This window comes from Paenibacillus sp. Marseille-Q7038 (genome assembly GCF_965111595.1).
The window spans coordinates 620,738-644,596 of the sequence record NZ_CBCOOM010000002.1; the positions used below are offsets into that span (position 1 = coordinate 620,738).

The 23,859-nt window shown below is 44.8% G+C and carries 22 protein-coding genes; 16 read left to right on the forward strand and 6 right to left on the reverse strand.

Annotation, left to right across the window (positions count from 1 at the left end):
• Positions 1-3: 3 nt before the first annotated feature.
• A complete protein-coding gene (locus ACWPWY_RS20045; protein ID WP_332084500.1) occupies positions 4-291 on the forward strand; it encodes a hypothetical protein in 288 nt (95 codons plus the stop codon).
• 191 nt (positions 292-482) lie between these two features.
• Here ACWPWY_RS20045 and ACWPWY_RS20050 read toward each other — a convergent pair whose 3' ends face one another.
• Complete coding sequence (locus ACWPWY_RS20050) at positions 483-1,403, reverse strand: DUF6612 family protein (protein ID WP_454193366.1); 921 nt, start codon at positions 1,401-1,403, stop codon at positions 483-485.
• Positions 1,404-1,559: 156 nt separating this feature from the next.
• Entirely contained in the window at positions 1,560-2,009 is a 450-nt protein-coding gene (locus tag ACWPWY_RS20055) for a DinB family protein (protein ID WP_454193367.1), read from the reverse strand.
• Between the two features lie 219 nt (positions 2,010-2,228).
• Between ACWPWY_RS20055 and ACWPWY_RS20060 the strand changes: the two genes are divergently transcribed.
• The 11 genes from ACWPWY_RS20060 to ACWPWY_RS20110 all read left to right on the forward strand — a co-directional run bounded on the left by ACWPWY_RS20060 (position 2,229) and on the right by ACWPWY_RS20110 (position 13,240).
• Positions 2,229-3,176, forward strand: coding sequence for a nucleoside hydrolase (locus ACWPWY_RS20060; RefSeq protein ID WP_454193368.1), 948 nt, complete (start codon positions 2,229-2,231; stop codon positions 3,174-3,176).
• A 141-nt stretch (positions 3,177-3,317) separates the two neighbouring features.
• Positions 3,318-3,785: a signal peptidase II gene (lspA, locus tag ACWPWY_RS20065; RefSeq protein ID WP_454193369.1), complete on the forward strand. Its 468-nt coding sequence runs from the start codon at positions 3,318-3,320 to the stop codon at positions 3,783-3,785.
• 179 nt (positions 3,786-3,964) lie between these two features.
• On the forward strand, positions 3,965-4,888 hold the full coding sequence (locus ACWPWY_RS20070) for a UbiA family prenyltransferase (protein WP_454193370.1): 924 nt from the start codon (positions 3,965-3,967) through the stop codon (positions 4,886-4,888).
• A gap of 252 nt (positions 4,889-5,140) precedes the next feature.
• Positions 5,141-6,376, forward strand: coding sequence for an ABC transporter substrate-binding protein (locus ACWPWY_RS20075; protein ID WP_454193371.1), 1,236 nt, complete (start codon positions 5,141-5,143; stop codon positions 6,374-6,376).
• Positions 6,377-6,456: 80 nt separating this feature from the next.
• Positions 6,457-7,323, forward strand: coding sequence for a carbohydrate ABC transporter permease (locus ACWPWY_RS20080; RefSeq protein ID WP_332084494.1), 867 nt, complete (start codon positions 6,457-6,459; stop codon positions 7,321-7,323).
• Complete coding sequence (locus ACWPWY_RS20085; RefSeq protein ID WP_454193372.1) at positions 7,323-8,153, forward strand: carbohydrate ABC transporter permease; 831 nt, start codon at positions 7,323-7,325, stop codon at positions 8,151-8,153. Before ACWPWY_RS20080 ends, ACWPWY_RS20085 begins: the two co-directional genes overlap by 1 nt.
• A gap of 335 nt (positions 8,154-8,488) precedes the next feature.
• A complete protein-coding gene (trhO, locus tag ACWPWY_RS20090; RefSeq protein ID WP_454193373.1) occupies positions 8,489-9,388 on the forward strand; it encodes an oxygen-dependent tRNA uridine(34) hydroxylase TrhO in 900 nt (299 codons plus the stop codon).
• Positions 9,389-9,409: 21 nt separating this feature from the next.
• On the forward strand, positions 9,410-10,036 hold the full coding sequence (locus tag ACWPWY_RS20095) for a helix-turn-helix transcriptional regulator (protein ID WP_191802662.1): 627 nt from the start codon (positions 9,410-9,412) through the stop codon (positions 10,034-10,036).
• 313 nt (positions 10,037-10,349) lie between these two features.
• The gene (locus ACWPWY_RS20100) at positions 10,350-11,399 is read left to right on the forward strand and encodes an ABC transporter substrate-binding protein (protein WP_454193374.1); all 1,050 of its coding nucleotides are present in this window, start codon (positions 10,350-10,352) and stop codon (positions 11,397-11,399) included.
• A 105-nt stretch (positions 11,400-11,504) separates the two neighbouring features.
• Positions 11,505-12,446: an ABC transporter permease gene (locus ACWPWY_RS20105; RefSeq protein WP_191802667.1), complete on the forward strand. Its 942-nt coding sequence runs from the start codon at positions 11,505-11,507 to the stop codon at positions 12,444-12,446.
• On the forward strand, positions 12,446-13,240 hold the full coding sequence (locus ACWPWY_RS20110; protein WP_454193375.1) for an ABC transporter ATP-binding protein: 795 nt from the start codon (positions 12,446-12,448) through the stop codon (positions 13,238-13,240). Before ACWPWY_RS20105 ends, ACWPWY_RS20110 begins: the two co-directional genes overlap by 1 nt.
• A gap of 103 nt (positions 13,241-13,343) precedes the next feature.
• Here the strand turns inward: ACWPWY_RS20110 and ACWPWY_RS20115 are convergent, their stop codons facing one another.
• Entirely contained in the window at positions 13,344-13,925 is a 582-nt protein-coding gene (locus tag ACWPWY_RS20115) for a hypothetical protein (protein WP_454193376.1), read from the reverse strand.
• 31 nt (positions 13,926-13,956) lie between these two features.
• Entirely contained in the window at positions 13,957-14,490 is a 534-nt protein-coding gene (locus tag ACWPWY_RS20120) for a hypothetical protein (RefSeq protein WP_191802675.1), read from the reverse strand.
• A 238-nt stretch (positions 14,491-14,728) separates the two neighbouring features.
• Here ACWPWY_RS20120 and ACWPWY_RS20125 point away from each other — a divergent pair, with 238 nt between their 5' ends.
• The 4 genes from ACWPWY_RS20125 (at position 14,729) to ACWPWY_RS20140 (ending at position 21,879) form a co-directional block, all read left to right on the forward strand.
• Positions 14,729-15,949, forward strand: coding sequence for a DUF6385 domain-containing protein (locus ACWPWY_RS20125; protein WP_454193377.1), 1,221 nt, complete (start codon positions 14,729-14,731; stop codon positions 15,947-15,949).
• Positions 15,950-16,029: 80 nt separating this feature from the next.
• Positions 16,030-18,174, forward strand: a complete 2,145-nt coding sequence (locus ACWPWY_RS20130) for a glycosyltransferase (RefSeq protein ID WP_454193378.1) — start codon at positions 16,030-16,032, stop codon at positions 18,172-18,174.
• A 3-nt stretch (positions 18,175-18,177) separates the two neighbouring features.
• On the forward strand, positions 18,178-19,944 hold the full coding sequence (locus ACWPWY_RS20135) for a tetratricopeptide repeat-containing glycosyltransferase family 2 protein (RefSeq protein WP_454193379.1): 1,767 nt from the start codon (positions 18,178-18,180) through the stop codon (positions 19,942-19,944).
• A 45-nt stretch (positions 19,945-19,989) separates the two neighbouring features.
• Positions 19,990-21,879, forward strand: a complete 1,890-nt coding sequence (locus ACWPWY_RS20140; RefSeq protein WP_454193380.1) for a tetratricopeptide repeat-containing glycosyltransferase family 2 protein — start codon at positions 19,990-19,992, stop codon at positions 21,877-21,879.
• 19 nt (positions 21,880-21,898) lie between these two features.
• Here the strand turns inward: ACWPWY_RS20140 and ACWPWY_RS20145 are convergent, their stop codons facing one another.
• Positions 21,899-23,107, reverse strand: a complete 1,209-nt coding sequence (locus tag ACWPWY_RS20145; protein ID WP_454193381.1) for a glycosyltransferase family 4 protein — start codon at positions 23,105-23,107, stop codon at positions 21,899-21,901.
• Positions 23,108-23,854, reverse strand: coding sequence for a glycosyltransferase (locus ACWPWY_RS20150; protein WP_454193382.1), 747 nt, complete (start codon positions 23,852-23,854; stop codon positions 23,108-23,110). It abuts the gene before it with no gap.
• Positions 23,855-23,859 lie beyond the last annotated feature (5 nt).

The following is a 23,859-nucleotide window of genomic DNA, read 5'->3' on the forward strand; positions in this document are numbered from 1 at the left end:
TAAATGCACAAGTTACTGGACATTGGAGATGTATTTGAATCCAAAGAACACGGAACGATTATTGTAGGAGTGAATCCTGAACTTAATACATTAAGTCATCCTGAAATCAAAAGGAGCATAGGTGACTATATCGTAGTTCGAACACCAGACAACAAAGAGTTAGAATTAAAAGTGATTTCCGTCCAAGTTTCGAATTCACTCATTGATAGAAAAACGATAGGGATATGTGTCGGGAGCTCCGTGGCTCCAACAGAAATACCGATGGGATCAGAGGTTTACTTGAGAACATAGGTAAGGAAGCAACCGTCTAATCTCCTGAATAAACTATAGAAAATGTACGAACTGTGGTACGATATCACTTTTAATGAAGAGAATACAGTCAATATATATATAGTAGAAGACAATTAAAAATAAATGAATCCTAAAAAGAAAAATAGCGACCTTCCCACAAGGGATCAGTCGCTATTTTTCTTTTATGTCTTCTATGGTGTCGCTGTCTCCGCAGGCATCTGCTGTTCAACCGCGCTATCGATTACATCCTGCGGTACTTTTATGCTTTCCGTCTTATTGTAATCTCTAAGTGAGCTGTCCATTTTCATTATAATCGCGAGGGCCTGACCATCCATGTCCATATCCATATTCATGGAGTAGACGAGGTCTTTTGGATAGTAGGTCTCTTTATCTACACTATAGGAAATGTCCATGGATTTAATGTTCATCTGCTGCATCATGGCCGCCATCTGCGGATCGGTGGCACCGCTTTGAGACAGCATGGTGGTTGCAAGTTCTTTGACTTTATCGCCGGAAAGGTTAGCTTTCAGCCAGTAGACATCTCCTTCTTCTTCAACCGCTAGATCATTTGCGATACTGCTAAGTTGTTCGAACTGAGAACCTGCGTTGGACTGATTCTTCATCTGTTCCAGCAGGGGAGCGGTGGCTTCTTCAGGCAGGGACATCCAAGCATCTCCCATTTGCGTGTATACTCCGTCTTCCGTAATATACTGTTTTATCTCCTGTGTACCCTCTTGACCGGGCATAGAGGTTTTGATCTCTTGATATGCAGCGACAGGGTTCAGCACCAGATCGGTTTTCATATCCATATTTACATCTTGCTTTTGCTCTTGGCCCTCCATGGTAACTGTGAGATTTTGTTCAACTTTGCTGTCCATAGAGTAACTCTTTATTCCTTTACTTGCTTCAGTAATCCGTGTGAGTAGTTCTTCTGCTGTAGGGGTTTGTTGATCTTCATTTTTTATGTTTTCGTTGTTACCTGAAGTCTGTTCGTTTCCTGCTGGGGCTCCTTCTGTTGTACCCCCTGTGCTTGGCTCGGCATCGTTATTGCCGCAAGCTGCAAGTACGAGGACAAGGATGATCCCCATCATAAATACATTCCACTTTTTCAAAAGAAAATACCTCCCACTTAAAGTTATTACTCATTACCCAAATCTCAAGACAATGAATTGGAATTTAGGAAAATAAATAGTTCGGGTAAAAAACAGAAGAACCAGTCCATTACAAACCTCGTAAAAGACTGGCTCAAAGATGACAAATCTATGCTTTTACATAAAGAAAGGAAGTTCACTAACCCCTGCTATACGAGCAAAGGTGAACAGTTGACCCTTATGATGAATTTCATGGTCTAGAGCCATGTTTAGGATAGCAAAGCCGGGTGCTGTTTTTCCGAACAATGCAATTTCTTGTTGCAACTGTTCTTCAGTAATGGAAGCGAGCAGGGAGGATGTAGATTCCGTATAACGATGAACGAGGTTACGCACATCTTCCATCGTGGTCCACTCATTCTTCGTTTGTGGAGGAGTGAATTCACCGCGAATCACGGTATTTGCAAACATCTCCATCGAGCCGGCAATATGAAGAGCGAGTTCTCCATAACTCATGCTGCCATCCCATGGTTTATACTCAGCAAGTCCTTCTTGATTCAAATCAACGAGTTTATGTAGCACTTCACGGTGTGTGTTCCAACGATGGATAAAGCTTTGCATTTCTAACATATAAATAATCCTCCTGTATAATCGTAATGAGTTCTTTAAAATGGTAACGAAAAGGAAGAAGGAATGCAAATAAAGGGGATATTGTAACCGTATTAGAGACCATGCTAATAGGGTGAGAGGCGAGATAAATACTTGCAAGAATGATGAGGGAAATGGTTCAATAATGAAAGAAGTACATGTTTTTTTGGCAAAGAACAAGACAACAGGGAGTGTATACAGATGAAACGAGTAATTATTGATACGGATACGGCAGGAGACGATACGATAGCGATCCTGACAGCGCTTCATTATTTTCAGGTGGAAGGAATCACCATCACCGGGGGAAATGTAGAGTTTAATCAGGAAGTAGAGAACGCATTATATACCGTGCAAGTCGCTGGAAAAGGTGGACAAGTTCCCGTATACAAAGGGATCGAGCGTCCCATGCTTACCCTCGGAACAGCTCAGCACCGTTATGTAGATGATGTACATGGGGATGACGGCATGGGCGGAGCTCATTTTCCAAAAGCAGTTCAGCGTCCGGAAACAAAACATGCGGTAGATTATATCATTGAGACGGTACATGCAAATCCCGGAGAAATTCATATCCTGGCGATTGCACCGCTTACGAACATTGCTATGGCGATTCAGAAAGACCCTACGATTATTCCACTTATCCCTCATATCTATATCATGGGCGGGGCGAATAATGCGCTTGGTAATATCACGCCTGCAGCAGAATATAACTTCTATACCGATCCGGAAGCAGCACGAATTGTACTCCACTCTGGCATCCCAATGACGATGGTCGGCTGGGAGATGTGTACTCGTTATTCCGTGATGGATGATGCAGATCATGAAGAAATTGCGGCACTGGGTACAAAAGGATCTCAATTCTTCATCGATATCAATAAGGTGGTTATGCAGTTTAATAAAGAGGTACATAAGCTTCCGGGCACGACACACCCAGATACACTTCTGATGGCGGTTGCTGCAGATGAATCGATTATGACGAAGTCCGGCACATATTTCGTCGATGTAGAAGCGGCAGGGCAATATACAAGAGGATACAGCGTCGTTGATATCAATGGTCGTCTGGGGCAAACCCCGAATGTACGCGTATGTGAAGATATAGATCGTGAGGCGTTTAAACAGATGCTGATCGATGTATTATCGGCGATCAACTAATGGATCTAGGAGGCACTCTCATTCGTGGGGGGCCTCTTTTGTATGCACGGATCTATAATCTCACTTAGATGTACAAGCTGCGGCTATGGTACATTAGTAAGGTACATGCGGATTACATATTGCGCGGATAAGGAGGAAGTGATGGTATTTTACTTTACGGCATTTCTTGTTATTCTGCTTGATCAGCTCAGTAAATGGTGGGTGCGTGACCATATCGCAATATCTGAAGTGATTCCTGTAAGAGGAATTATCTATGAACTCCAGCATTATGAGAATTCAGGTATGGCGTTCAGCTTATTTCAGGGGTATGCTCGTTTATTTGGTGTAGTTGCTGTCATCTTTATCTGTCTTGTTCTTTATTATCGATCCAAAGGGGATATTCAGGGCCGTATTTCGAATGCAGGAGCGGGATTTCTTGTCGGCGGTGCAACGGGGAATATGATCGATCGGTTCTGGCATGGTACGGTAACGGATTTTATTGTCTTCTCCGAAGGCGGAGGTATTATGAATCTTGCCGATCTGGCTCTAAATGCAGGAATCATTCTCTATATTATAGGGATGATCTTGAATTATTTTTCTTCACAACAAAAGAAAAGAAAATTTCCTTAAATGAATCAATATCGAAATACCTTTCGTTGCTTTCATGAGGATTAACGTTTTTTTGAAAAGTATATAATTTTCCTATGACAAAATTGGCAATTTGGGTGTATAATTTAACATTGTGTGAACATTGTCACAAAGTATTTATACAATGGTCATGAATTTTCGTAGGAGGATTTTATTACATCATGAAAAAATGGGAATTTTTTAAACAACTTACCCGGATATTTTCGATAACGGTTATGATTGTTCCCGTGATTCTCGGAACGGTAGCTGCTTATGCAGTGACGAAAGAGTTTCATTGGTTTTTATTTTTAGTCACACTGGTGGGGGCCGTATCGGCACATATTTTCTCTAATCTCATCAATGATCTCTGGGATTACCGCAACGGGGCGGATACCAAAGCTGTCGAGCTAGAAGGTGACATTGCTACGCATTCCGCGATTCTTACATCAGGTAAAATATCGGAAAAGCGTCTTGCAAGTATTACTTGGGGATTCTTGCTGCTTGCTGCGGTGTGCGGTCTTGTACTTACGATGATCTGCGGTTGGCCTATTCTGGTTTTGGCTATAGTAGGAGCTTTGCTTGCTTATTTCTATGTAGCACCACCGCTTAAGTTAGGTTACCGAGGAAAAGGGTATGGTGAGATGGCGATCTTCATCTCCTTTGGCGTTCTGCCTGTGCTCGGTGCTTACTATGTACAGACGGGCGAATTTGATCTTACACCGCTGTTATTGTCATTCCCGATCGGGATGCTCACTACAATGCTGCTCTATAATCATCATTTCTTGCATAGAAATGCGGATGCTGCAGCGGGTAAGAATACCTTGGTTGTCGTGTGGGGTGAAGAGAAGGGGCTGCGCGCATCAAAAATGATGACAAGTCTTGCTTATGTATTTTTGATTATCGCCGTTGCGTTTGGTGCTCTGCCGGTGTATGGTCTTATTGCTATCATTTCTATCATTCCACTTTATAAAGTGTATAAAACACTAAGTAACAAAGAAAATCCTACGGAAGCTTATTTACCTCTATTTGGAGCTTCCCAGCAGTCTTCTGTATTATGTGGACTGATGATGGTGATCGCGTTATTCATTCAGATTTGGACAACATAGTTTCCGATTATAATGGTACACAAAGGTTATCTCCAAGGATTCATCTCCTTGCTGAGATGACCTTTTTTATTTCTCTCAAGCATTTCCGCATAAAAAATATAAGAAAATGTGTAATTTTGTGTGATTTAGGTTAATAAGGATAAGTGGTTGATTTGGGTGTGATGTGAATCGTTTTCGATGGACGAGCACAGCACATTTTTTTACATAAGGAAATGTAAGCGATTTTATGTACATCATGAGGAGGGGGCTACCATGGGATTTAGTATGCTCAAAGGTTGTAAGCTGCTTTTACTTATCGGAGGAGCCGTGCTGACACTGAGCGCATGCAGTACCAGCGGAGCATCGGACAAGATTCAGCTGGAGTTTTTTCAGAATAAATCGGAGGCGAAGGAATCCTTCGACAAGTTGGTTCAAAAATTCAATAGTGAACAATCCAAGATTGAGGTAACACAAGTGAATCCGCCAGATGCGGAGACGGTACTCAAGACAAGACTTGTCAAAAATGATGTCCCTGACATCATAGCGCTTGGAGCGACGGATACATTCTCAGTCCTCTCCCAAAGCCATATATTTATGGAACAAACGGATCAAGAGATGATCGATCTCATTAACCCGAGTTACCTCCAAATGGTAACGGATACAAGCGGTATGGATGAGCTTACCGGTATCCCTTATGCAACGAATGCAAACGGCATTATGTATAACAAAACGCTTTTCAAAGAAATGGGGCTGGACGTTCCGAAGACTTGGGATGAGCTGCTCGAAACTGCGAAAAAGATTAAGGATGCAGGCAAAATTCCTTTTTACTTAACCTATAAAGATGATTGGCAAGCGAGTCTTTCCTTTAATGCGTTAGCTCTGAATCTAGAAGGGATTGATTTTTATATCGATCGTAGAGAAGACAAAACGACTTTTCAGGAAAGATACAGAGAAATTGCGGAGAAACAGCTGGCCATTCTAGATTACGGACACAGTGATAACTTTGGTAAAACGTATGCGGACGGCAATCGTGCGTTTGCAAATGGCGAAGCCTTTATGTACATACAAGGAACTTGGGCGATTCCAGAAATAAGAAAAGCGAATCCGGATATCGAAATTGGCTTTTTTACTTTTCCAACGAGTAACAACCCGGAAGAAATCAATCTTGTTAATGGAATCGATACGCTCCTGACGGTATCTAATGATACAAAATATAAAGAGGAATCGTTGGAATTTATTAAGTTTTTGCTACGTGAAGACAACATTAAACAGTACATTACGGAACAGAATTTATTTTCTGCTGTAGAGGGTGTGAAGCAGGATGACCCCAGTGTGGCGGGTGTAATTCCTTACATAGAAAAAGGACAAGTTACCGATTTTGCTGACCATTATATTCCTTCGGCAGTACAGCTGAATTCTATCGTACAGGAGTTTTTGCAAAATGGAGATATTGACGCGTATCTAGCCAAACTCGATAAAGAGTGGGATAAGGTAGCGAATCGCAGATAAATCAACAAGAGAATGACGAGAGAACGGGCTTTTGAAAATAAGGAACCAAAAGTCCCTCTCCCCACTAAGGAGGATGGAAGATGAAGAACCGGCTCACTCCGTATTACTGGATGACACTGCCTGCTGTGGTACTTTTCTTTATATTTATGACTTTGCCTGCCTTGCAGGGCCTGTACTACTCGTTCACCAATTGGAACGGTTTCGGAGATACATACGATTTTATTGGATTCAAAAACTACGTTAACCTGTTCCAGGACAGCAATATTGGGAATGCCTACTGGTTTACCATCCGGTTTGCTGTGGTGGCTACGATTTTTATTAATGTCATCAGTTTACTCATTGCCCTTGGTCTTAACGCCAAGATTAAGTTTCGAAACTTTTTTCGTGCAGTCTACTTCTTACCGAATATTCTGAGTATTCTCATTGTCGGCTATATTTTCAATTATCTTTTCTCTAACGTATTTCCATTATGGGGAGAAAGCCTGGGGCTTACGGCGCTGACAACAAATATTCTAGGCAGTCAGGATCTGGCTTGGGTCGGTGTGGTTACCGTTGCCATTTGGCAAGGGATTGCTTTTAACACGATTTTATATCTAGCGGGTCTGCAGACCATCCCAACGGATTTATATGAAGCTTCAAATCTAGACGGAGCAGGCAAATGGCGTGAATTCTGGAGTATTACATTCCCGCTGATCGCTCCTTTCTTTACGATTAATATGGTGCTTGCGATGAAGAACTCGCTTATGGTCTTTGACCTCGTTGTTGCCATGACCGATGGCGGACCTGGGCGGGCAACGCAGTCAATTGCCCATCTGATCTACACAGGCGGATTTGAAGGCGGGGAATTTGCTTATCAATCTGCGAATGCCATTATTTACTTTATTCTAATTGCCTTTATCTCGATCATACAACTACGATTCCTGCAGAGAAGGGAGAGTGACGTATAATGAAGAACCCTCGTAATCGTACCAACTGGATCGTCATGACCCTGATCGTTCTCGGGACCATCGTTGTGTTGTTTCCGCTCTATATGACCGTTACCATCGCACTGAAAAACCCGGAACAGATGCGTCAGTCCATCTTCGCTTTTCCTGCGGATATCCAGTGGAGTAACTTCTCAAAAGCGATTGAGATGACGGGATTCTTCCGAGCACTCGGGAACAGTACCTTGGTTACTACAGCAACCGTCACTCTTACTTTGCTGACAAATTCGCTTGTCGCTTATGCGATTGCAAGAAATATGAATCATAAATTTTTTAAAGGATTATATTTTTATTTTGTCAGTGCCATGTTTATTCCTTTCCAAATCATTATCTTGCCTGTCGTAAAATTAACGTCTGGTCTGCATATGACGAATTTGGTAGGTCTCATTTTTCTGCATACTGTGTATGGACTTGCCTTTAATATCTTTATCTATGTCGCTTATATTCGTTCGATCCCTATGGCACTGGAAGAAGCAGCGAAAGTGGATGGAGCAACGACTTGGGGTACATTCTGGCGCATTATCTTCCCGCTGCTTGCTCCCATGAGTGCTACCGTCGGAATTTTGACGTGCTTATCAACGTATAATGACTTCCTGCTGCCGCTCATTATGATTAGCGATCAACGTCAGTATACACTGCCGCTTGTGCAGTATATTTTCCAAGGACAGTTTAATACAGACTTTAACCTGGCCTTCGCTTCTTATCTCATGGCAATGCTGCCGATGATCATCATCTACATCTTTGCTCAGAAGTGGATTATTAACGGGGTAACCCAAGGGTCGATCAAAGCTTAATACTCTAGCTAAATAAGAACGTCTTGTATTTCCTAACAAGGGAAGTACAGGGCGTTTTTTTATTAAAAAAGAAGGATCAAGAAGAGGGACTTAATCAACTTTTTATACCTTTATATTGACTAAGTAGAGACACTTCGTTAGACTAGGAATATCATTTTGACCATGAATTTACATGTAGCGGCAGAGGGATCTTTTTCATCCTTCTTGTGGCTGCTTCTTGTTGTTTAAGGGTCTGTAATTGAACTGCGAAGTGAACAATAGTAAGGTTTACTTCCTCGTTGTTGTCGTCTAATTCATAGCTTGGAACTATAAATAATGACAGGTGGAAACAGAGAATGAGTCAATCTAATTACCGTGTACTGCTGTACTATAAATTTGTCCACATTGATGATCCAGAGACGTTAACTCAGGAACATTTACAATATTGCAAGGATCTTGGACTGAAAGGCCGGATACTGATTGCGGAAGAAGGAATTAACGGAACGGTATCTGGAACTTACGAGCAAACAGAGCAATATATGCAGGATATGAAAGCGAACCCGCTGTTTAGCGATATGTGGTTTAAGATTGACGAAGTTGAAGGACACGCGTTCAAAAAAATGTTTGTGCGTCACAAAAAAGAACTAGTGACTTTCCGCTATGAAGAAGAGCTGGACCCAAACGTCTTGTTCGGCAAACGCCTCTCTCCAAAAGAATTTTATGAAGAGCTGCAAAGCGATGATGTTGTGGTGATTGACGGCCGTAACGATTATGAATATGAAATTGGACATTTCCGGGGAGCGATCCGCCCTGATGTAGAGTCTTTCCGTGAATTCCCGCAGTGGATTCGTGAGAACTTGGGTGACGTAAAAGACAAGAAAGTCATTACGTATTGTACGGGTGGTATTCGCTGTGAGAAGCTTACAGGTTTCTTGCTAAAAGAAGGATTCCAGGATGTCGCTCAGCTTGAAGGCGGGATCGTTACTTATGGTAAAGATCCTGAGGTTCAGGGCAGACTGTTTGACGGTAAATGTTATGTATTTGACGAACGTATTTCTGTACCGATTAATCGTACAGACGAAGATATCGTGATTGCTTCTTGCTATCACTGTGGAACCATAGAAGACCAATATGTGAACTGCCCGACATGTAATTTACAGTATGTGTCTTGTGATTCTTGTGCGGAAGAGCATGACTTCTTCTGTTCAGATGCTTGCCGGGAAAAAGCAAACGTAGCGGCTGTTTCGATCTCATAAACACGAAAGCAGGTGATTCTTATGAGTGCACCAAGAGATATGTCGACACGTCAGCAAGTGCTGCATATGTTAAAGCTTCAAGGTCCGCTGAGTGCCCGTGAGATCACTGCCGAACTGAATATTACGGAGATGGCGGTACGCAGGCATCTTGCTACACTCGAGAAGGACGGGTATATTGCCCCTCATTTAGTCCGGCAGACTGCTGGTCGTCCTTCTGCCGTGTATGGACTTACGGATACAGGCGAGACACTGTTCCCCAAAACCTATCCAAAGGTTACGCTGGATTTACTTGAGGAACTGCAAGACGAAGCCGGTGAGGAAATGATTGATCTATTGTTTGAGAGGCGCAGAAATAAGCTTCGCGAACGATATAAAAAAGAGATGGAAGATAAAGATCTAGAGAGCCGTGTTCATTCCTTGGCACGGATACAAAATGATGGCGGTTATATGACGGAACTTACAGAAGACGGAGAAGGCTATATTCTTCGCGAATATAACTGTCCCATTTCGGAAGTTGCTGATGTCTATCAACAGGCATGCCGCTGTGAATTAGAATTATTTGAATCTCTGCTGCAAGCTTCGGTAACCCGCACAGAATGCCTTGCCAAAGGCGGACGTTGCTGTACGTATAAGATAAAACCATCTTAATTAGGGAAACGCCATAATGGAACTTCGGTTCTATTGTGGCGTTTTCTTTTTATTTTTCATAAGTTCCAGTAAAAGTAGTAATTGACGAATAGTACAAGCACCCGTAATATTAGGGAAAAGTTGTTTCTGACCATGCGTTAATAAATGCCTGGGCGCCCTATTTTTTAGATTCCTACAAACGGTTTCATCCTGGAGGAATTTTGCTTTTCAGCTCTTTATGCTTTAGTGCAGTAATGCTATTATGTAACACCGCATGTTAGAGGTATTAAATGGAAGTGAAGTAATCGAGAAGAAAAAGAGAGGGGTATTATATATGAAGAGAAAAATGTGGATGTCTTTGATTCTTGGTGCTTCAATTGCTTTGGTAGCAGGTTGTGGAAACGATGCAGGGAGTACAGGTACGAACGGTACATCGGGCGGGGAAGGTGGAGATTCGGCAGGTGAGAAGAAGACGTACACCATCGCGATCTCGCAGTACGTTGAACATCCTTCGCTCGATGCGACAAGAGATGGGTTTATTGCTGCTTTGAAGGACGGCGGTCTAGTAGAAGAAGACAATCTGAAGATAGACCTGAACAATGCCCAAGCCGACGCAGCGAATAACTTATCCATCGCTCAGAAGATTGCTACTGATAAAAGTGATCTTGTGCTCGGTATAGCTACCCCTTCTGCTCAAGCTGTCGTTCAGCAGGTAAAAGATAAGCCTGTACTATTCGCAGCAGTAACCGAACCTCTTGGTGCAAAACTTGTGACTAATCTAGAGAAGCCGGGCGGCAATGTTACAGGAGCATCCGATACGAATCCAGAAGCAATTAAGACACTGGCTTCATTTATTGCAGAGCAAATGCCGGAGATTAAAAAAGTCGGCCTTGTACTTAATGAAGGAGAACCGAATGCGGTAGTTATGGCAGGAAATGCGGAAGCGGCTTTCAAGGAACATAATATCGAACTTATTAAAGCCTCCGTAACGAATACCTCCGAGGTACAGCAGGCAGCAGATTCCCTAGTGGGCAAAGTCGATGCCCTCTATATTACACTCGATAATACCGTGGTAAGTGCAGTAGATACGATCATCAAAATTGCGAACGATAAAGACATCCCATTCTTCTCCAGTGACCGTGATACGGTAGAGAAGGGTGCATTTGCTACCGTAGGTTTTAAATATTTTGATCATGGATATCAAGTAGGCGAAATGGCGGTAGATATTTTGAAAAATGGGGCAAACCCAGCTGATCTTGCGATTACTGTACCTGATAAACTTGATCTTATTCTTAACCTCAGTGCTGCTGCAGAGCAAGGAATTGCAGTAACAGAGGAAATGAAGGCAAGCGTAACAGATCAGGAAACCAATATTATTCAGTAAAATCAGTAATATGCTCGGTAAGATGTATGGCAAGTAGGAATAGGACAGCAATGCGGAACAGGGTGGGACTCCCACCCTGTTCTCTTTAACTAGGAGGAGAAAAGTATGTTTAGTACACTGCTCGAACTGCTTGCATCAACGCCAAAAGCGATTGAGCTGGGGCTATTGTATGGACTCATGGCGCTGGGCGTATATATTACATTTCGGATTCTCGACTTCCCTGATCTGACGGTAGATCAAAGTTTTACGACGGGCGGAGCAATTGCGGCGGTGATGATAACAGCAGGTCACGCTCCTTGGGTTGCGACTCTGGCTGCTTTTGGTGGAGGAGTTGCGGCGGGAGCTTGTACTGGACTGCTGCACACCAAAGGGAAAATTAACGGACTATTATCAGGTATTCTGATGATGATTGCACTCTATTCGATTAATATGCGAATTCTCAAAGCTCCCAATGTGTCGCTGATTAATACGGATACCCTGTTTACAGGAGCATCTCCTCTGTATTTCATGTTGATCATTTCCTTTGCCGTTATCTTGCTTCTTGATGTTTTCTTTAAAACGAATCTAGGACTTGCCCTTCGTGCGACAGGTGACAATGAGCGTATGATTCGCAGCTTTGGTGCCAATACGGATACAACAAAGCTCGTAGGAATCAGCTTGTCCAATGGTCTTGTTGCTTTGTCCGGTGCTTTTATCGCACAGCAGTCCGGATTTGCAGACATTTCGATGGGGATCGGCATGATCGTGATCGGACTGGCTTCTGTCATTATCGGAGAAGCGATTATTGGTAAACGCAGTATTTTCTGGGCGATTGTTTCCGTCATTTTGGGTTCGGTTGTATACCGAATTGTGGTCATGTTAGCTTATCGCATTGAATGGCTGGAGACTTCTGACCTTAAGATTATTACTGCGGTGATCGTCATTCTAGCGCTGCTTATTCCTTCCACTCAGCGGAAAATAAAGCAGAAGAAGATGGCGAAGAAGCGGACGGCTGATCTATTAACCGGACCAGAATATACAGGAAAAAATGTAGGAGGTGGTCTATAATGCTGCACATTGATCATGTCTCCAAATTATTTAATCCAGGTACAGTAGATGAGAAAATCGCATTAATGGATGCGAATTTAATTTTAAACCAAGGTGATTTCGTAACGGTGATCGGCAGTAATGGAGCAGGCAAATCAACCTTGATGAATGTGATATCAGGCGTGCTGAAACCCGATGCCGGAGAAGTGAGAATTAAGGATAAGACGATAAGCGGTTTGCCAGAGTATAAGCGGAGCCAGTGGATCGGCCGAGTATTTCAGGACCCGATGGCAGGAACTGCACCTCAGATGACGATTGAAGAGAATCTGGCGATGGCTTACCGCCGCGGGAAATCAAGAGGGCTATCTTTTGGTATTAGTAAGGGAACGAAGCAGATATTCCGGGAGCAACTGGAGAAGCTGGGGATTGGACTTGAGAATCGGACAAGAGCCAAGGTAGGGCTCTTGTCTGGTGGGGAAAGACAAGCACTCAGCCTGCTCATGGCGACATTTACTCGCCCCGAGATTCTGCTCTTGGATGAGCATACCGCTGCACTTGATCCATCGCGGGCCGAGCTGATTACGAGCATTACAGAATCGCTCGTCCGAGAGATGAACCTGACCACCTTGATGGTAACTCATAATATGGAACAAGCGATTCGGCTGGGGAATAGGCTAATTATGATGGACAAGGGCCGAATTATCCTTGATGTGAATGCAGAGCGTAAAGCGAACCTGACCGTGGCTGAACTGCTGCGGGAGTTTGAACAGATTAGCGGAACCACACTAGCCGATGATCGGGTTGTTCTTGGATAGAAGCGTGTTCTTACAGAATGGAACAGGAAGCTGGCACTCGTAGAGTGCCGGTTCTTTTTGCATCATATGATACATGATTTAATAGATTCCCCATTCGTTCTGCTTAGACCTCCCACCAGACAAGGTTAGCTGTACTGGCAAGAACTCCTGCAACAGACAAAGCGCCGCTTATGGTTAGTGTAAAAGATTGACCTGAAGGAATGATAAAATCACCAAACTCGTTATACTCGAGGGGTCCTGCAGCGAGAGGCATGGAGAGGATCGAAGTTCCTCCCGTAGAAGCAGAGGTGGACGAGCGGACGGTCATTAGGCTTGTGTTACTGCTTGCAAAATTTAAATTAGCAGCTGTCAGCGTAGTCGGTCCTGTTAAAGCACCATTTCTAATGATCGTCATTGATCCGGAAAATGAGGATAACAAGCTAAGTGAAACATTGATACCACCCGAAATGCGAGAAATAAAAGCGGTTCTTCCACTGCCTGCGGGATTGGTCAGCTGTATGGTAATGATAGAAGATCCCCCAAGCAGTCCAAGCGTAGCAGAGTTCGTTGCTCCTGCTGTAAATAGCCTTCCCGCCTGACTTGCACTCGCTTCTGCAGGAGCCGCTGCACTTGGAGATTGATACGTATTCAGTTGTAGCTGCGGCAGAGGTTTGTTCTCATTGCTAAAAATACGATAGTTAGGCATGGACTATTATCCCTCCTTACAAACTTTGATTTTAAAACTCCCACCAGCTTACATTGATGGATCCCGTGAGTGCACCGGTTCCGAGACTGAATGTTACGGATTGACCTGAAGGAACAATAATTGTCCCCGGAAGTCGAATATGATAAGCGCCAGAGGTTAGTGGAATGCTCATGATGCTTACAGGACCACCTGTAATGGAACCTGACACCTGCTGTGCAGTCATTACACTAGTAATCGGGCTTCCAAAAAGATTGTTAATAGGAGTTAATCCAACACCGCCGGTTAACGTACCTCCCCGGTACAAAATAAGCGAAGCAGCAGATGTAGTACCCCCGATCGCTTGTGAGAAGTAAAGAGTACGTCCGCTGCCTGCGGGATTAACCACCTGTAATAAAAGACTGCTACCCGAAGCTACCGCAACGTTTCCCGTTGTTAAGGAGAACAGTCTCCCTGCGGCAGCAGCTCCGGCATCAGGAGTCGCTTCAACACCAGGCGATACGTAAGTATTCATTTGTTGTGTATATAAAGGCCGGTTGGATGAATTAAATACATTATAGTTGGTCATGGATCTTCCTCCTTTCGTAGAATTCAGTTCCTAAGTTTCATCTGGTATGGCTGCTAGAACACAGTGGATGATAAGTATTATCCAAAACTAGTATATGGAAATAGTATGAATTTGGTTTGGGTTGTCCTTACCGTAAAAAAAAAGAGTGAGGCTTGCGCCGTTACTACTCGCAAGGTCCTGGCATAGAATGACGTAGCACTGCTGCGGTGTAGATCATGTTCTATGGAGGAGGCCCTTGATGCCAAACTTTTCAAGTTTTAACTTAAACCCGGACAATTTAAGGACGCTGATATATGGCACGGACAATGATGAAGTATCCCATCCTGTTCGTACGGATCCATCGGGTAACCTGGTGGGTGTTATTTTGGATGGTACGATTAGTAACATGCCTAGTATCACAAGCGTATCTATTACAGCCGGTACGATTTCAAGTGTACTCGGGGCAACAATCACGGCGGGGACAATCACAAGTGTACTCGGAGCAACAATTACAGCGGGAACCTTGACGAGCGTGCTAGGAACAACGATTACCGCGGGAACCATAACGGGAGTGCTGGGAGCCACAGTCACAGCAGGAACGCTGACGAACTTATTGGATGGAACCCTGACCAGCGTGCTCGGGGCAACAATTACGGCGGGAACACTAACGAGTGTGCTAGGAACAACGATCACCGCAGGTACGATAACGGGAGTGCTGGGAGCCACAGTCACAGCAGGAACGCTGACGAACTTATTGGATGGAACCCTGACGAGTGTGCTCGGGGCAACAATCACGGCGGGGACACTAACGAGTGTGCTAGGAGCAACAATTACGGCAGGAACCCTGACGAGTGTGCTGGGGGCAACAATTACGGCGGGAACACTGACGAACTTATTGGATGGAACCCTGACCAGCGTGCTCGGGGCAACAATCACGGCGGGGACACTCACAAGTGTACTCGGAGCAACAATAACAGCAGGAACGCTAACGAGCATACTCGGAACCACGATTACCGCAGGAACAATTACGAGCGTACTGGGAACCACGATCACGGCAGGAACGCTAACGAGTTTGCTGAACGGTACGATCACAAGTGTACTTGGAGCAACCATTACAGCCGGGAGACTAGATAGTATTACATCCATATCACAGAAAAGCTTCCAGGAAATACCTACGCTTGGAATTACAACGGCAGATGCTTACACCCCTCTCTCTCCAGTCACAACAAGTGTGTTTGGAACCTACTCCTTCTTTGTTTATAACTCAGGAGCGACAGGCAGTGCGGATGCAAGAGTGGAGATCAGTGCAAATGGAACGAACTGGTTCACCGATGTGGATACGGTCACAGGAATTGCTGCAGGATCGGTTGATGTGCTTGTTCCGCAGCGTTTCCTCAAATATACACGGCTTGCTTATAGATCCAGCACGCCAGGAACACCTGCCACCATTAGTGTGTATTTCAACGGACAAGGCACATAATAAGCGCTGCACACATATACGTACATGGAGTCTCAATAGAGACCCATGTATTTTTTTTGTAACCGGGGGAGAGTTTCACAATGAGTATTCCTACTTTGGGAGTTCACCTGATTGTATATAACGAAGAAAGATGGCTTGAATCATGTTTGGAACAGATTCATAACATGGCCGATGAGCTGATCATTGTCGATACAGGTTCTACGGATCGTTCTGTTGAAATAGCAGAGAAGTACGGGGCAACCGTAATTCATAGTCCGTGGGAACATAATTTTGCAAAAGCCCGTAATGCCGGGTTAGTCCATGCAAATACAGATTGGATTCTTGTGCTGGATGCAGATGAACAGGTGATAGCTGGGCAAGAAGAGATCAAGGAGTTTCTAAAGCAGGAAGAAGGAAGCCAGTGTCTGATTAAACTTATGAACTGGACGGGATCTGGTCCGGAGGATTGTATTCTTTATTTTGCACCACGCGTGTTTCGTAATAGAGAGGGTTACCGGTACGAAGGGATGATTCATGAACAACTCGTTCAAGCAGGGAAAGGGTCTTTGGGTGAGATCGGGCTGAATATGGAGCATGGAATGAAACGTTCTTTGACAAAGATAAAAACAACCTCTCCACCTTCCATCTGTCCGCTGAAAGTGAATCATTACGGGTATCTTCCCGCAGTCATGAAGAGTAAACAGACGGCTATGCGCAACCTGAAAATAATTCAGCAGGCACTCCTACTCAACCCAGACGATGCGTTTCATCTTTATAATCTGGGAGTGACGTACTGCCAGTTAGAAGATAGGGAGCAGGCTAGAGAAACTTTCATACGGGCACTAAACAGTTGCCCCGTGAATGCTCCGTACCGCGCAACTCTAGTGCGGGACTTAGGGAAGTTGCTCTATGCAAACCACGAGTTAGAACAGGCGAGGAATCTGTTGCTGGCAGAAATTAGACAATACCCAGACTACCCTGATCTTCACACGCTGCTTGGGCTTGTTGAAAAGGAGTACGGGATGGCAGAGCAAGCTTATGTTTATTTCGAAAAAGCAGTTAAGTCCGGTCTTTCTTCAAAGAACCAAGCTGTAGCATATGTTACGGAGGCTGGGGCAGACAGCTATATCCCGCTCACCCATATGGCAGATATAGATAAACGCAAGGGGAGAGCATCCTATGCAGAGGATCACTACAGGTCTGCTATAAAGGTACATCAAGGTTATCTGCCAGCGATTAGCGGGTTAGCTGATTTACTGCAAAGAGAAGGGATAGCTGACTCCTCGGTTAAGCAAATTTTGGTGGAGATCATCGACAGGGAAAACCCTGAACATCTGCATAAAGCAGCGTATGCACTCATGTCATGTGGAGCATATGAAGCGGCTCTATCGATTCTGCCGGTGCAATCCATTGGGATAGAAGATGAAAGCTGGGCCCGTGCCTGTCTGATCCAGACACAAAGAAAGTCACAAGCGATACAGCGATCACAGCTGCTGTTAGAACAGAATAAGGGAATTAGTCAGGATTTAAGTGATCAGCCCGTATCTCCATGCAAGCAAGAGCAAATTGACTTAGCTGTACTAGACTGGGCGATTTGTTCATGGTCCTGCGCAGAGCCATTACCGCAAGAGTTCTACCGATATTGTAATGAAGATAGCTTGTTCTATTCGCAGATAGAACGGCGGTTGTTGAACATAAGACAGCAGACTGAACTAGAAGATCTTCCTCAGCTGGATTCAGGGACTCTTTTGCAAAAAGCAGAAATGCTTGCAAACCGGGCAGCGGCCAGCGGGCAGAAAGATCTGCTCCTTTTCCTGAAAAAGGCGGGATTATTGTTACCCCGCACAGCAGCTGATCTTTTATATGAATATGGTTTTCGATTGGAGGCGGCAGAGCAGTACCTGGAGCAATTAGCGAAGGGGAACCTTCTCTTCGAAGGGATGTTTCAGCTGGCCGAATATATGTATGATCGTGCTAATTACGCAGAGTCTCTTGCTTTGTTTGAGCAGGCAATCACGTTATCAAGAGATGATAACCGCGCTAGAATGGGGGCAGCAGCCAGCTGCTTGCAACTGGCAAAAGAAGCGGCTGTACGGATGCTGAATACACAAACTGCAAAAACATCGGAAAACACATTTTCTACCTTAGCTCAGGATGTTGCCGAGCTCACGGGCAGTCTGCAAAGGTTAGATGACCTGAACTGGAAAACATCATGGGACAGTCAGGCAAGAAGGAGAGGGGTGTGAGAATTGCCGAGTCAAACCATTTCTCTATGCATGATCGTAAAAGATGAGGAACAGATGCTGCCCGCATGCCTTGAAAGTGTGCAGGGAGCGGTTGATGAAATCATCGTTGTAGATACAGGTTCAACAGATAACACGGTTCAGCTGGCAGAACGTTACGGTGCCTCTGTTGTCCACTTCAAGTGGTGTCATGATTTTGCAGCCGCAAGAAATGCGGGGCTTGAGGCAGCTACCGGCGACTGGATTCTGTTTCTTGATGCAGATGAAAGAATAGATGAACAGGGCGTACAAGAACTTCCGATCTGGGCACAGCAAGATGGAGTCGAAGGATACTTTTTACAAATTCATAATTATACAGGAAACGGTTCGGGGGGAGTCACGATTAATCCGGTACTTCGTATGTTTCGGCATCGACCAGAGTACCGCTTTCAAGGAAGAATTCATGAGCAGATCGCCGAATCCATTGTGAGTCAATGTGCGGAAGCTCATTTTCATATGACAGATGTAATCATTCATCATTACGGGTACAGCGAGACGATTGTCTCGGCTAAGAACAAAGTGAATCGGAATATGCAGCTGCTGCAGCAAATTATCGAGGAAGATCCAGCGAATCCGTTTCATGATTATAATCTGGGTGTCGAGTACTTACGAATGGGAGAAGTCCAGCAGGCGTTAGGGTATTTTCAGAAGTCATGGAACGGTTTAGATCCCGCACGTGTCAGTTATGCTCATTTGGTTCTTAAATATGAAGTGCGATGTCTGCAGGCACTTGGACAATGGAAAGAGGCAATGGAGAAAATTACTAAAGGGCGTAGTCTGTATCCCGGATATACGGATTTGCTGCATGCTCAAGCTTTCACCCAGAATACGCTCGGCAGAGCAGAGGAAGCTGAAAAGATCCTTCGAGAAGCGCTTCATATGGGGCCTTCAGCGGAGATGTACCATACGGAAGAAGGAATCGGCACCTTCCAAACATGGTTCATGCTCGGTCAGTATGCGGAACAAAGAGAAGCACTTGAAGAAGCCGTAGATGCATATGTCGAGGCAGTTCGGTATAAGCCAAGTCTGCTTCCACCGTTATACCGGATCTGCCGTATCCTGCAGGTTACCGGGCAGGAGGAACGACTGCCAAAGCTTATCGAGGCACGATTTCGGATCGAGTCACAAGAAGCGATGGGGAAATTAATCCGAATCCTTAACGATAGCAGATGCTACTCGGCTGTCCTATCGATCTTGAAGCAATGGGATCAGCCTTCCATTCCTCGTGAGACGATCCGTGTAAGTAAGATCATGGCGCTATGGAGGTGCGGAGATTGGGAAAATGCAGCTCTTCTTCTGCGCAAAAATGATGACTTTCCTGACCAAGAGAAAGATTGGCTCATGTGGAGTTTAGATATCGCTCCTTCCATAGGACAAAAGCGGGCCATTAAAGATCATGCCATCCTTCTCATCGAGCAGGGGGAAGATGAAGAATTGAAGCCTTTAACAGAGGGGACTTGGACTTCCTTTGCAGAACTTCTGGAAGCAGCTGACCATGCGGGAAAAAGAGAAATGTTTGTAGGTGTAACAGGCGCCTGGCGTAACACATTAGAAAAGAACAGAGAAGTCATGCCTGAGGCGGTTCTAATGGGAACCCAAAAGTATGTGAGCAGTATGACCTCAGCAGCAGACGGGCATTTATCTGTGATTCAAGCGCAAGCACCATACGATGTGAATACTCGTCCAGTCCAGCATATTCGGCTCGGACTTCCATGGCCGAACGGGTTTAGGTAGATAACACCAGACACTAGTAAGAATAAGAGGAGGCATTTACGCGAAATGAATCCAGATTCTCCTGTGTCACTTTGTATGATTGTTAGAGATGAAGAATGGGTTCTTTCCCAGTGCTTGTCTTCCGTAGCTGATATTGTATCGGAAATCATCATTCTCGATACAGGCTCGGTAGACGCAACTTGTTCCATAGCAGAAAAATACGGTGCTCAGGTCATTTCATATCCATGGCAATCTGATTTTGCAGCTGCACGAAATGAATCTTTGAAACTCGCAACCAGGCCTTGGATTCTCGTACTGGATGCAGATGAATGTTTTGCTCATGGACAGAAAGAAAAATTATGGGCACTATGTGCAGATGAAGCGGCTGCAGGATATGAACTGCATATCAAAAGTTTACTTGGGCACCAAGGTGATGAGCAGGTAACCGACTATGTCTGCAGGCTGTTTCGGAATGATCCGGAAATAAAGTTTAGTGGTTCGATCCACGAACAGATTGCTTCCGCAGTTCAAGCAAAAGCCCATCAGCAGTTAAAGCGCTGTGATCTAGAAATTATTCACTATGGCTATCTCACTCATATCATTGAACAGAAAAACAAAACCGAGCGCAATCTCCGGCTTATTAAGGAAGCCCTGGTAGCGGATTCAAAAAACAAAGAACTGCTTTATGCACTGGGCACAGAATATTTTCAGCAAGCCAATTATTCGCAGGCGCTTCCTATCTTTGAACCGCTGCTTGCGAGTCTGCCAATAACGGAAGGATATGCTTCCGATCTGTTCTTAAAAACGATGTATGCACTCCGAGAAACGGGCCGGGCAAAAGATGCGCTACAGCAGATTGAGCAGGGACTGATTGCTTTTCCTAATTTCGCTGATCTACAGGAGATCTATGCCGTACTCTTCATGGATGAGGGACAAGATGAAAAGGCTCTTCATGTGCTAGAAGGTATGTGTATATCGAGGGAATATACTTCAGTTTCGGGAGCGGGGACTTACCGAACAGCGTATTTAAAAGGGGTGCTGCTAGAGCGGCAAGGTCAGTGGCAAAAAGCATGTGAATCTTACCGAGTTTCCCTTGCGTACCGCCCGGATTATGTGCCGGCATGGCAAAGATGGCTTCCGCTGCTTGTCAGTACCAAGCAGATACAGCAGTTGAATGAGTGGGTGAAGAAACAAGGAATTCCGAAAAAAGCGCAGCTGCTGGTCTTTTATCTCATGCTGGATTTACAGCAGCCGGCTTGGATTTTAAAACATAGAGACTACCTGCAGGATGCTTTTTTGGCCCAACCTTGGATAGAAGCACTTTTGCAAGCACAGATAGGTGAATACAGCATAGCCGCTCGTTACCTTCAGCCTTGGGTGCAGTCTCCAGCCCACCGAGAACAGACGGAAATTATCCAAGCGGCCTTAGAATATAGCAAGACAGCATTGAAATCTCAGCATCGCAGTGTGCAGACCCGTTTAGAAAAGCCACAATTACATCGCTTCTCCTCTGCTGCGGAGGCCTGCGAAATGTTCATTCGCATCGGGGCATGGTACGGGTTTTCGTCTATGTTACGCAGTGATTCCTCACCTGGAGCGCTACTGTCTGCACTATCGCCGGCGATGAAGGTTGCACTCGTTCATGCACCGCTTTGGATAGTAGAGCAGCTCTATTCCTTGCTGGAGAAGGAGCTAGAGCGGGAGTGGGACCGAGAACAGCCGGATGAAATCGTGAGAAGTCGCTGCTGTATGCTGTGGATTGCTCTCCATACCCGGATTCAGCAGGACAATGATTCGCCGTTTGATACCAGACTAAGGTCATTTGTACAGGAGCAACAGGGTAAATATATACCCACTTCAGAGGCATATACCGCACGCTGCGGATGGAATGCTCTTACCTATGTAATCAGCATTTCGCTGAAGAGGTCTGGATTACATCCGCTTGTGCTATTGTAGTCTAGATCCAACGTAATGCTTATCTGAGGAAGGGAATCAGCACCTTTTTCCAAGCGGATTTCCACTTTTCCTCATCATAACTAAGCGCTGTTTGCCTTGCCTGCTTACCAAGCTGTAATCGGAGGTCTTCATCGTCAATAAGGCGGCACAGGGCAGCTGTAATATGGGATTCCTCAGGCGAGACTAACAGGCCATTATAACCATCTTGTATCAGATCATTGAGACCGCCGACATTGCTTGCTACAACAGGAATTCCACAACTCATTGCTTCTAGACAGGCATAGGAAGTTCCCTCGGAGAAAATCGTAGGAACGACCACGATATCTGCCATATGATAGGCGGTTATCATCTCATTAAAAAGATAGCTTTTGGAAAGAATGCGCGCTTTATGGGGATGATGTTTCATCCACATTTCAAAAGCTCTGCCCACGGTACTTCCCTGTACCCGCTCTCCTGCAAACTCGATTTCTAACCCAGGGTAGAGACCTAATAAATAATCAGCGGACAGCATCATCGGAATGATTCCTCGTTCTAGACTAATTCTTCTGGGAAAAAGAATTCGTACCCGCCCCGGCTGATCCTCGTCACTAGATTCCAACTCCTCCTCTGACTGATGAAGATGAACCCTTCGATTTTTAGTTTTTTTGCGCAGGGTATGCTCTTCAAGTTCTGTTTCTTCTATACCGGACTCCAGCGGTTTGAAATAATGAGTATCGACAGCATTTGGGATCAACATAATCTTCTGCGGATCATTAAATGTACAGACGGCTCTGCAAAAGGTGAGAAAGTGAGAATCTACAGATACGATGGTCTCCAGATGATCTAACGCGTGCTGTATAGAGAGAGCTACTTCTTGTTTCACTTCAGATGGAATACTCGGGCGATCCCAATTGATCCCGTGACATATTCCCAGACTATTCGGGGAATAGCGCAGTGGGTGCCAAATACAGCTGGCATAGATAAGCGGACCTTTCGCCTGAGAAGCCATCTCCTCAAACGCATCCGGTATGCGCTGCGGATCATAAGAATATCCAAACACTTCAATCTCTTCAATATGGCGGTGAAATGAATCGTAATAGGATAATTGATGGACCTGCGGTGTATGACCCAGTGAGCGAATAACCTGACAGAGCTGGTAGATATACCGTTCCAGTCCGCCTCCAAATAGTCTTTCAAAATCATGGTTATATCCGTCCGCAAAGCTGTGCGTGAGAATGCTGACGTACAATTAATCTTCCTCCTTCCATTCTAGAAGGTTCGGCTGCAAATCCAAAATGGACTCATATTGGGCTGGATTTCCCCAACGCCCTTCCGGGTCCATTTTTTTGTAGCGGATATATTTCTCCACCCGTTCTTCCAGGGGGCCCGACCAGCCCAGATGCTTAATACGTAAGTCCGTGGTAAGCCCAGGGAGTGCGGAGCAGGTAAGCGGGAGACGTGGTACATGATGCTGCATTTGCGGATAGAAGTAGGGGTAGTCTTTGAAAAAACGAACAAGTGTCATGGTTGCTCCTTTATGTGCCTGCCACAATTCGTCTTCCCGGTAATACTCGCGGCTGCCCCAAAGATCATAGAGCCGAAAGCTGACTGAGTCATAACGATTCTGATTAATCAGACCTCGAATATTTCGCTTGGCCCGCTCCTCATATAATTCATCGGCATCAACGGCAAGCAGCCAGTCGGGAGAAGTAGAAGCAGCAGCTTGCCATAGAATAGAACGTAATTTCCATTCTTCTGCAAACAAGGATTGCGGGAGCTGTACAAGCTTGATTACCTTTTCAAATGACTTACAGATCTCGACCGTACGATCTGTACTGGCATCATCAACGATAACGATTTGATCAACATAGGTAGAGAGGTCAGTAAGTACTTCTTCCAGGTAGCGATGTTCTTCATTGTGGACTTGAAGCATGGCGGTCAGCTTATTGCCTTCCTGTTTACGTACATTAGAAATAGAGGGAGAAGTATCTGACATGAGTA

Excerpts from the sequence above, each read along its gene's own strand:
- ACWPWY_RS20130 (WP_454193378.1), top strand. The coding sequence starts at position 16,030 with ATGAGTATTCCTACTTTGGGAGTTCACCTGATTGTATATAACGAAGAA.
- ACWPWY_RS20060 (WP_454193368.1), top strand. The coding sequence starts at position 2,229 with ATGAAACGAGTAATTATTGATACGGATACGGCAGGAGACGATACGATA.
- ACWPWY_RS20115 (WP_454193376.1), bottom strand. The coding sequence starts at position 13,925 with ATGCCTAACTATCGTATTTTTAGCAATGAGAACAAACCTCTGCCGCAG.
- ACWPWY_RS20055 (WP_454193367.1), bottom strand. The coding sequence starts at position 2,009 with ATGTTAGAAATGCAAAGCTTTATCCATCGTTGGAACACACACCGTGAA.
- ACWPWY_RS20070 (WP_454193370.1), top strand. The coding sequence starts at position 3,965 with ATGAAAAAATGGGAATTTTTTAAACAACTTACCCGGATATTTTCGATA.
- ACWPWY_RS20150 (WP_454193382.1), bottom strand. The coding sequence starts at position 23,854 with ATGTCAGATACTTCTCCCTCTATTTCTAATGTACGTAAACAGGAAGGC.
- lspA (WP_454193369.1), top strand. The coding sequence starts at position 3,318 with ATGGTATTTTACTTTACGGCATTTCTTGTTATTCTGCTTGATCAGCTC.
- ACWPWY_RS20080 (WP_332084494.1), top strand. The coding sequence starts at position 6,457 with ATGAAGAACCGGCTCACTCCGTATTACTGGATGACACTGCCTGCTGTG.
- ACWPWY_RS20110 (WP_454193375.1), top strand. The coding sequence starts at position 12,446 with ATGCTGCACATTGATCATGTCTCCAAATTATTTAATCCAGGTACAGTA.
- ACWPWY_RS20125 (WP_454193377.1), top strand. The coding sequence starts at position 14,729 with ATGCCAAACTTTTCAAGTTTTAACTTAAACCCGGACAATTTAAGGACG.
- ACWPWY_RS20140 (WP_454193380.1), top strand. The coding sequence starts at position 19,990 with ATGAATCCAGATTCTCCTGTGTCACTTTGTATGATTGTTAGAGATGAA.
- ACWPWY_RS20100 (WP_454193374.1), top strand. The coding sequence starts at position 10,350 with ATGAAGAGAAAAATGTGGATGTCTTTGATTCTTGGTGCTTCAATTGCT.
- ACWPWY_RS20120 (WP_191802675.1), bottom strand. The coding sequence starts at position 14,490 with ATGACCAACTATAATGTATTTAATTCATCCAACCGGCCTTTATATACA.
- ACWPWY_RS20085 (WP_454193372.1), top strand. The coding sequence starts at position 7,323 with ATGAAGAACCCTCGTAATCGTACCAACTGGATCGTCATGACCCTGATC.
- ACWPWY_RS20075 (WP_454193371.1), top strand. The coding sequence starts at position 5,141 with ATGGGATTTAGTATGCTCAAAGGTTGTAAGCTGCTTTTACTTATCGGA.
- ACWPWY_RS20095 (WP_191802662.1), top strand. The coding sequence starts at position 9,410 with ATGAGTGCACCAAGAGATATGTCGACACGTCAGCAAGTGCTGCATATG.
- ACWPWY_RS20045 (WP_332084500.1), top strand. The coding sequence starts at position 4 with ATGCACAAGTTACTGGACATTGGAGATGTATTTGAATCCAAAGAACAC.
- ACWPWY_RS20105 (WP_191802667.1), top strand. The coding sequence starts at position 11,505 with ATGTTTAGTACACTGCTCGAACTGCTTGCATCAACGCCAAAAGCGATT.
- trhO (WP_454193373.1), top strand. The coding sequence starts at position 8,489 with ATGAGTCAATCTAATTACCGTGTACTGCTGTACTATAAATTTGTCCAC.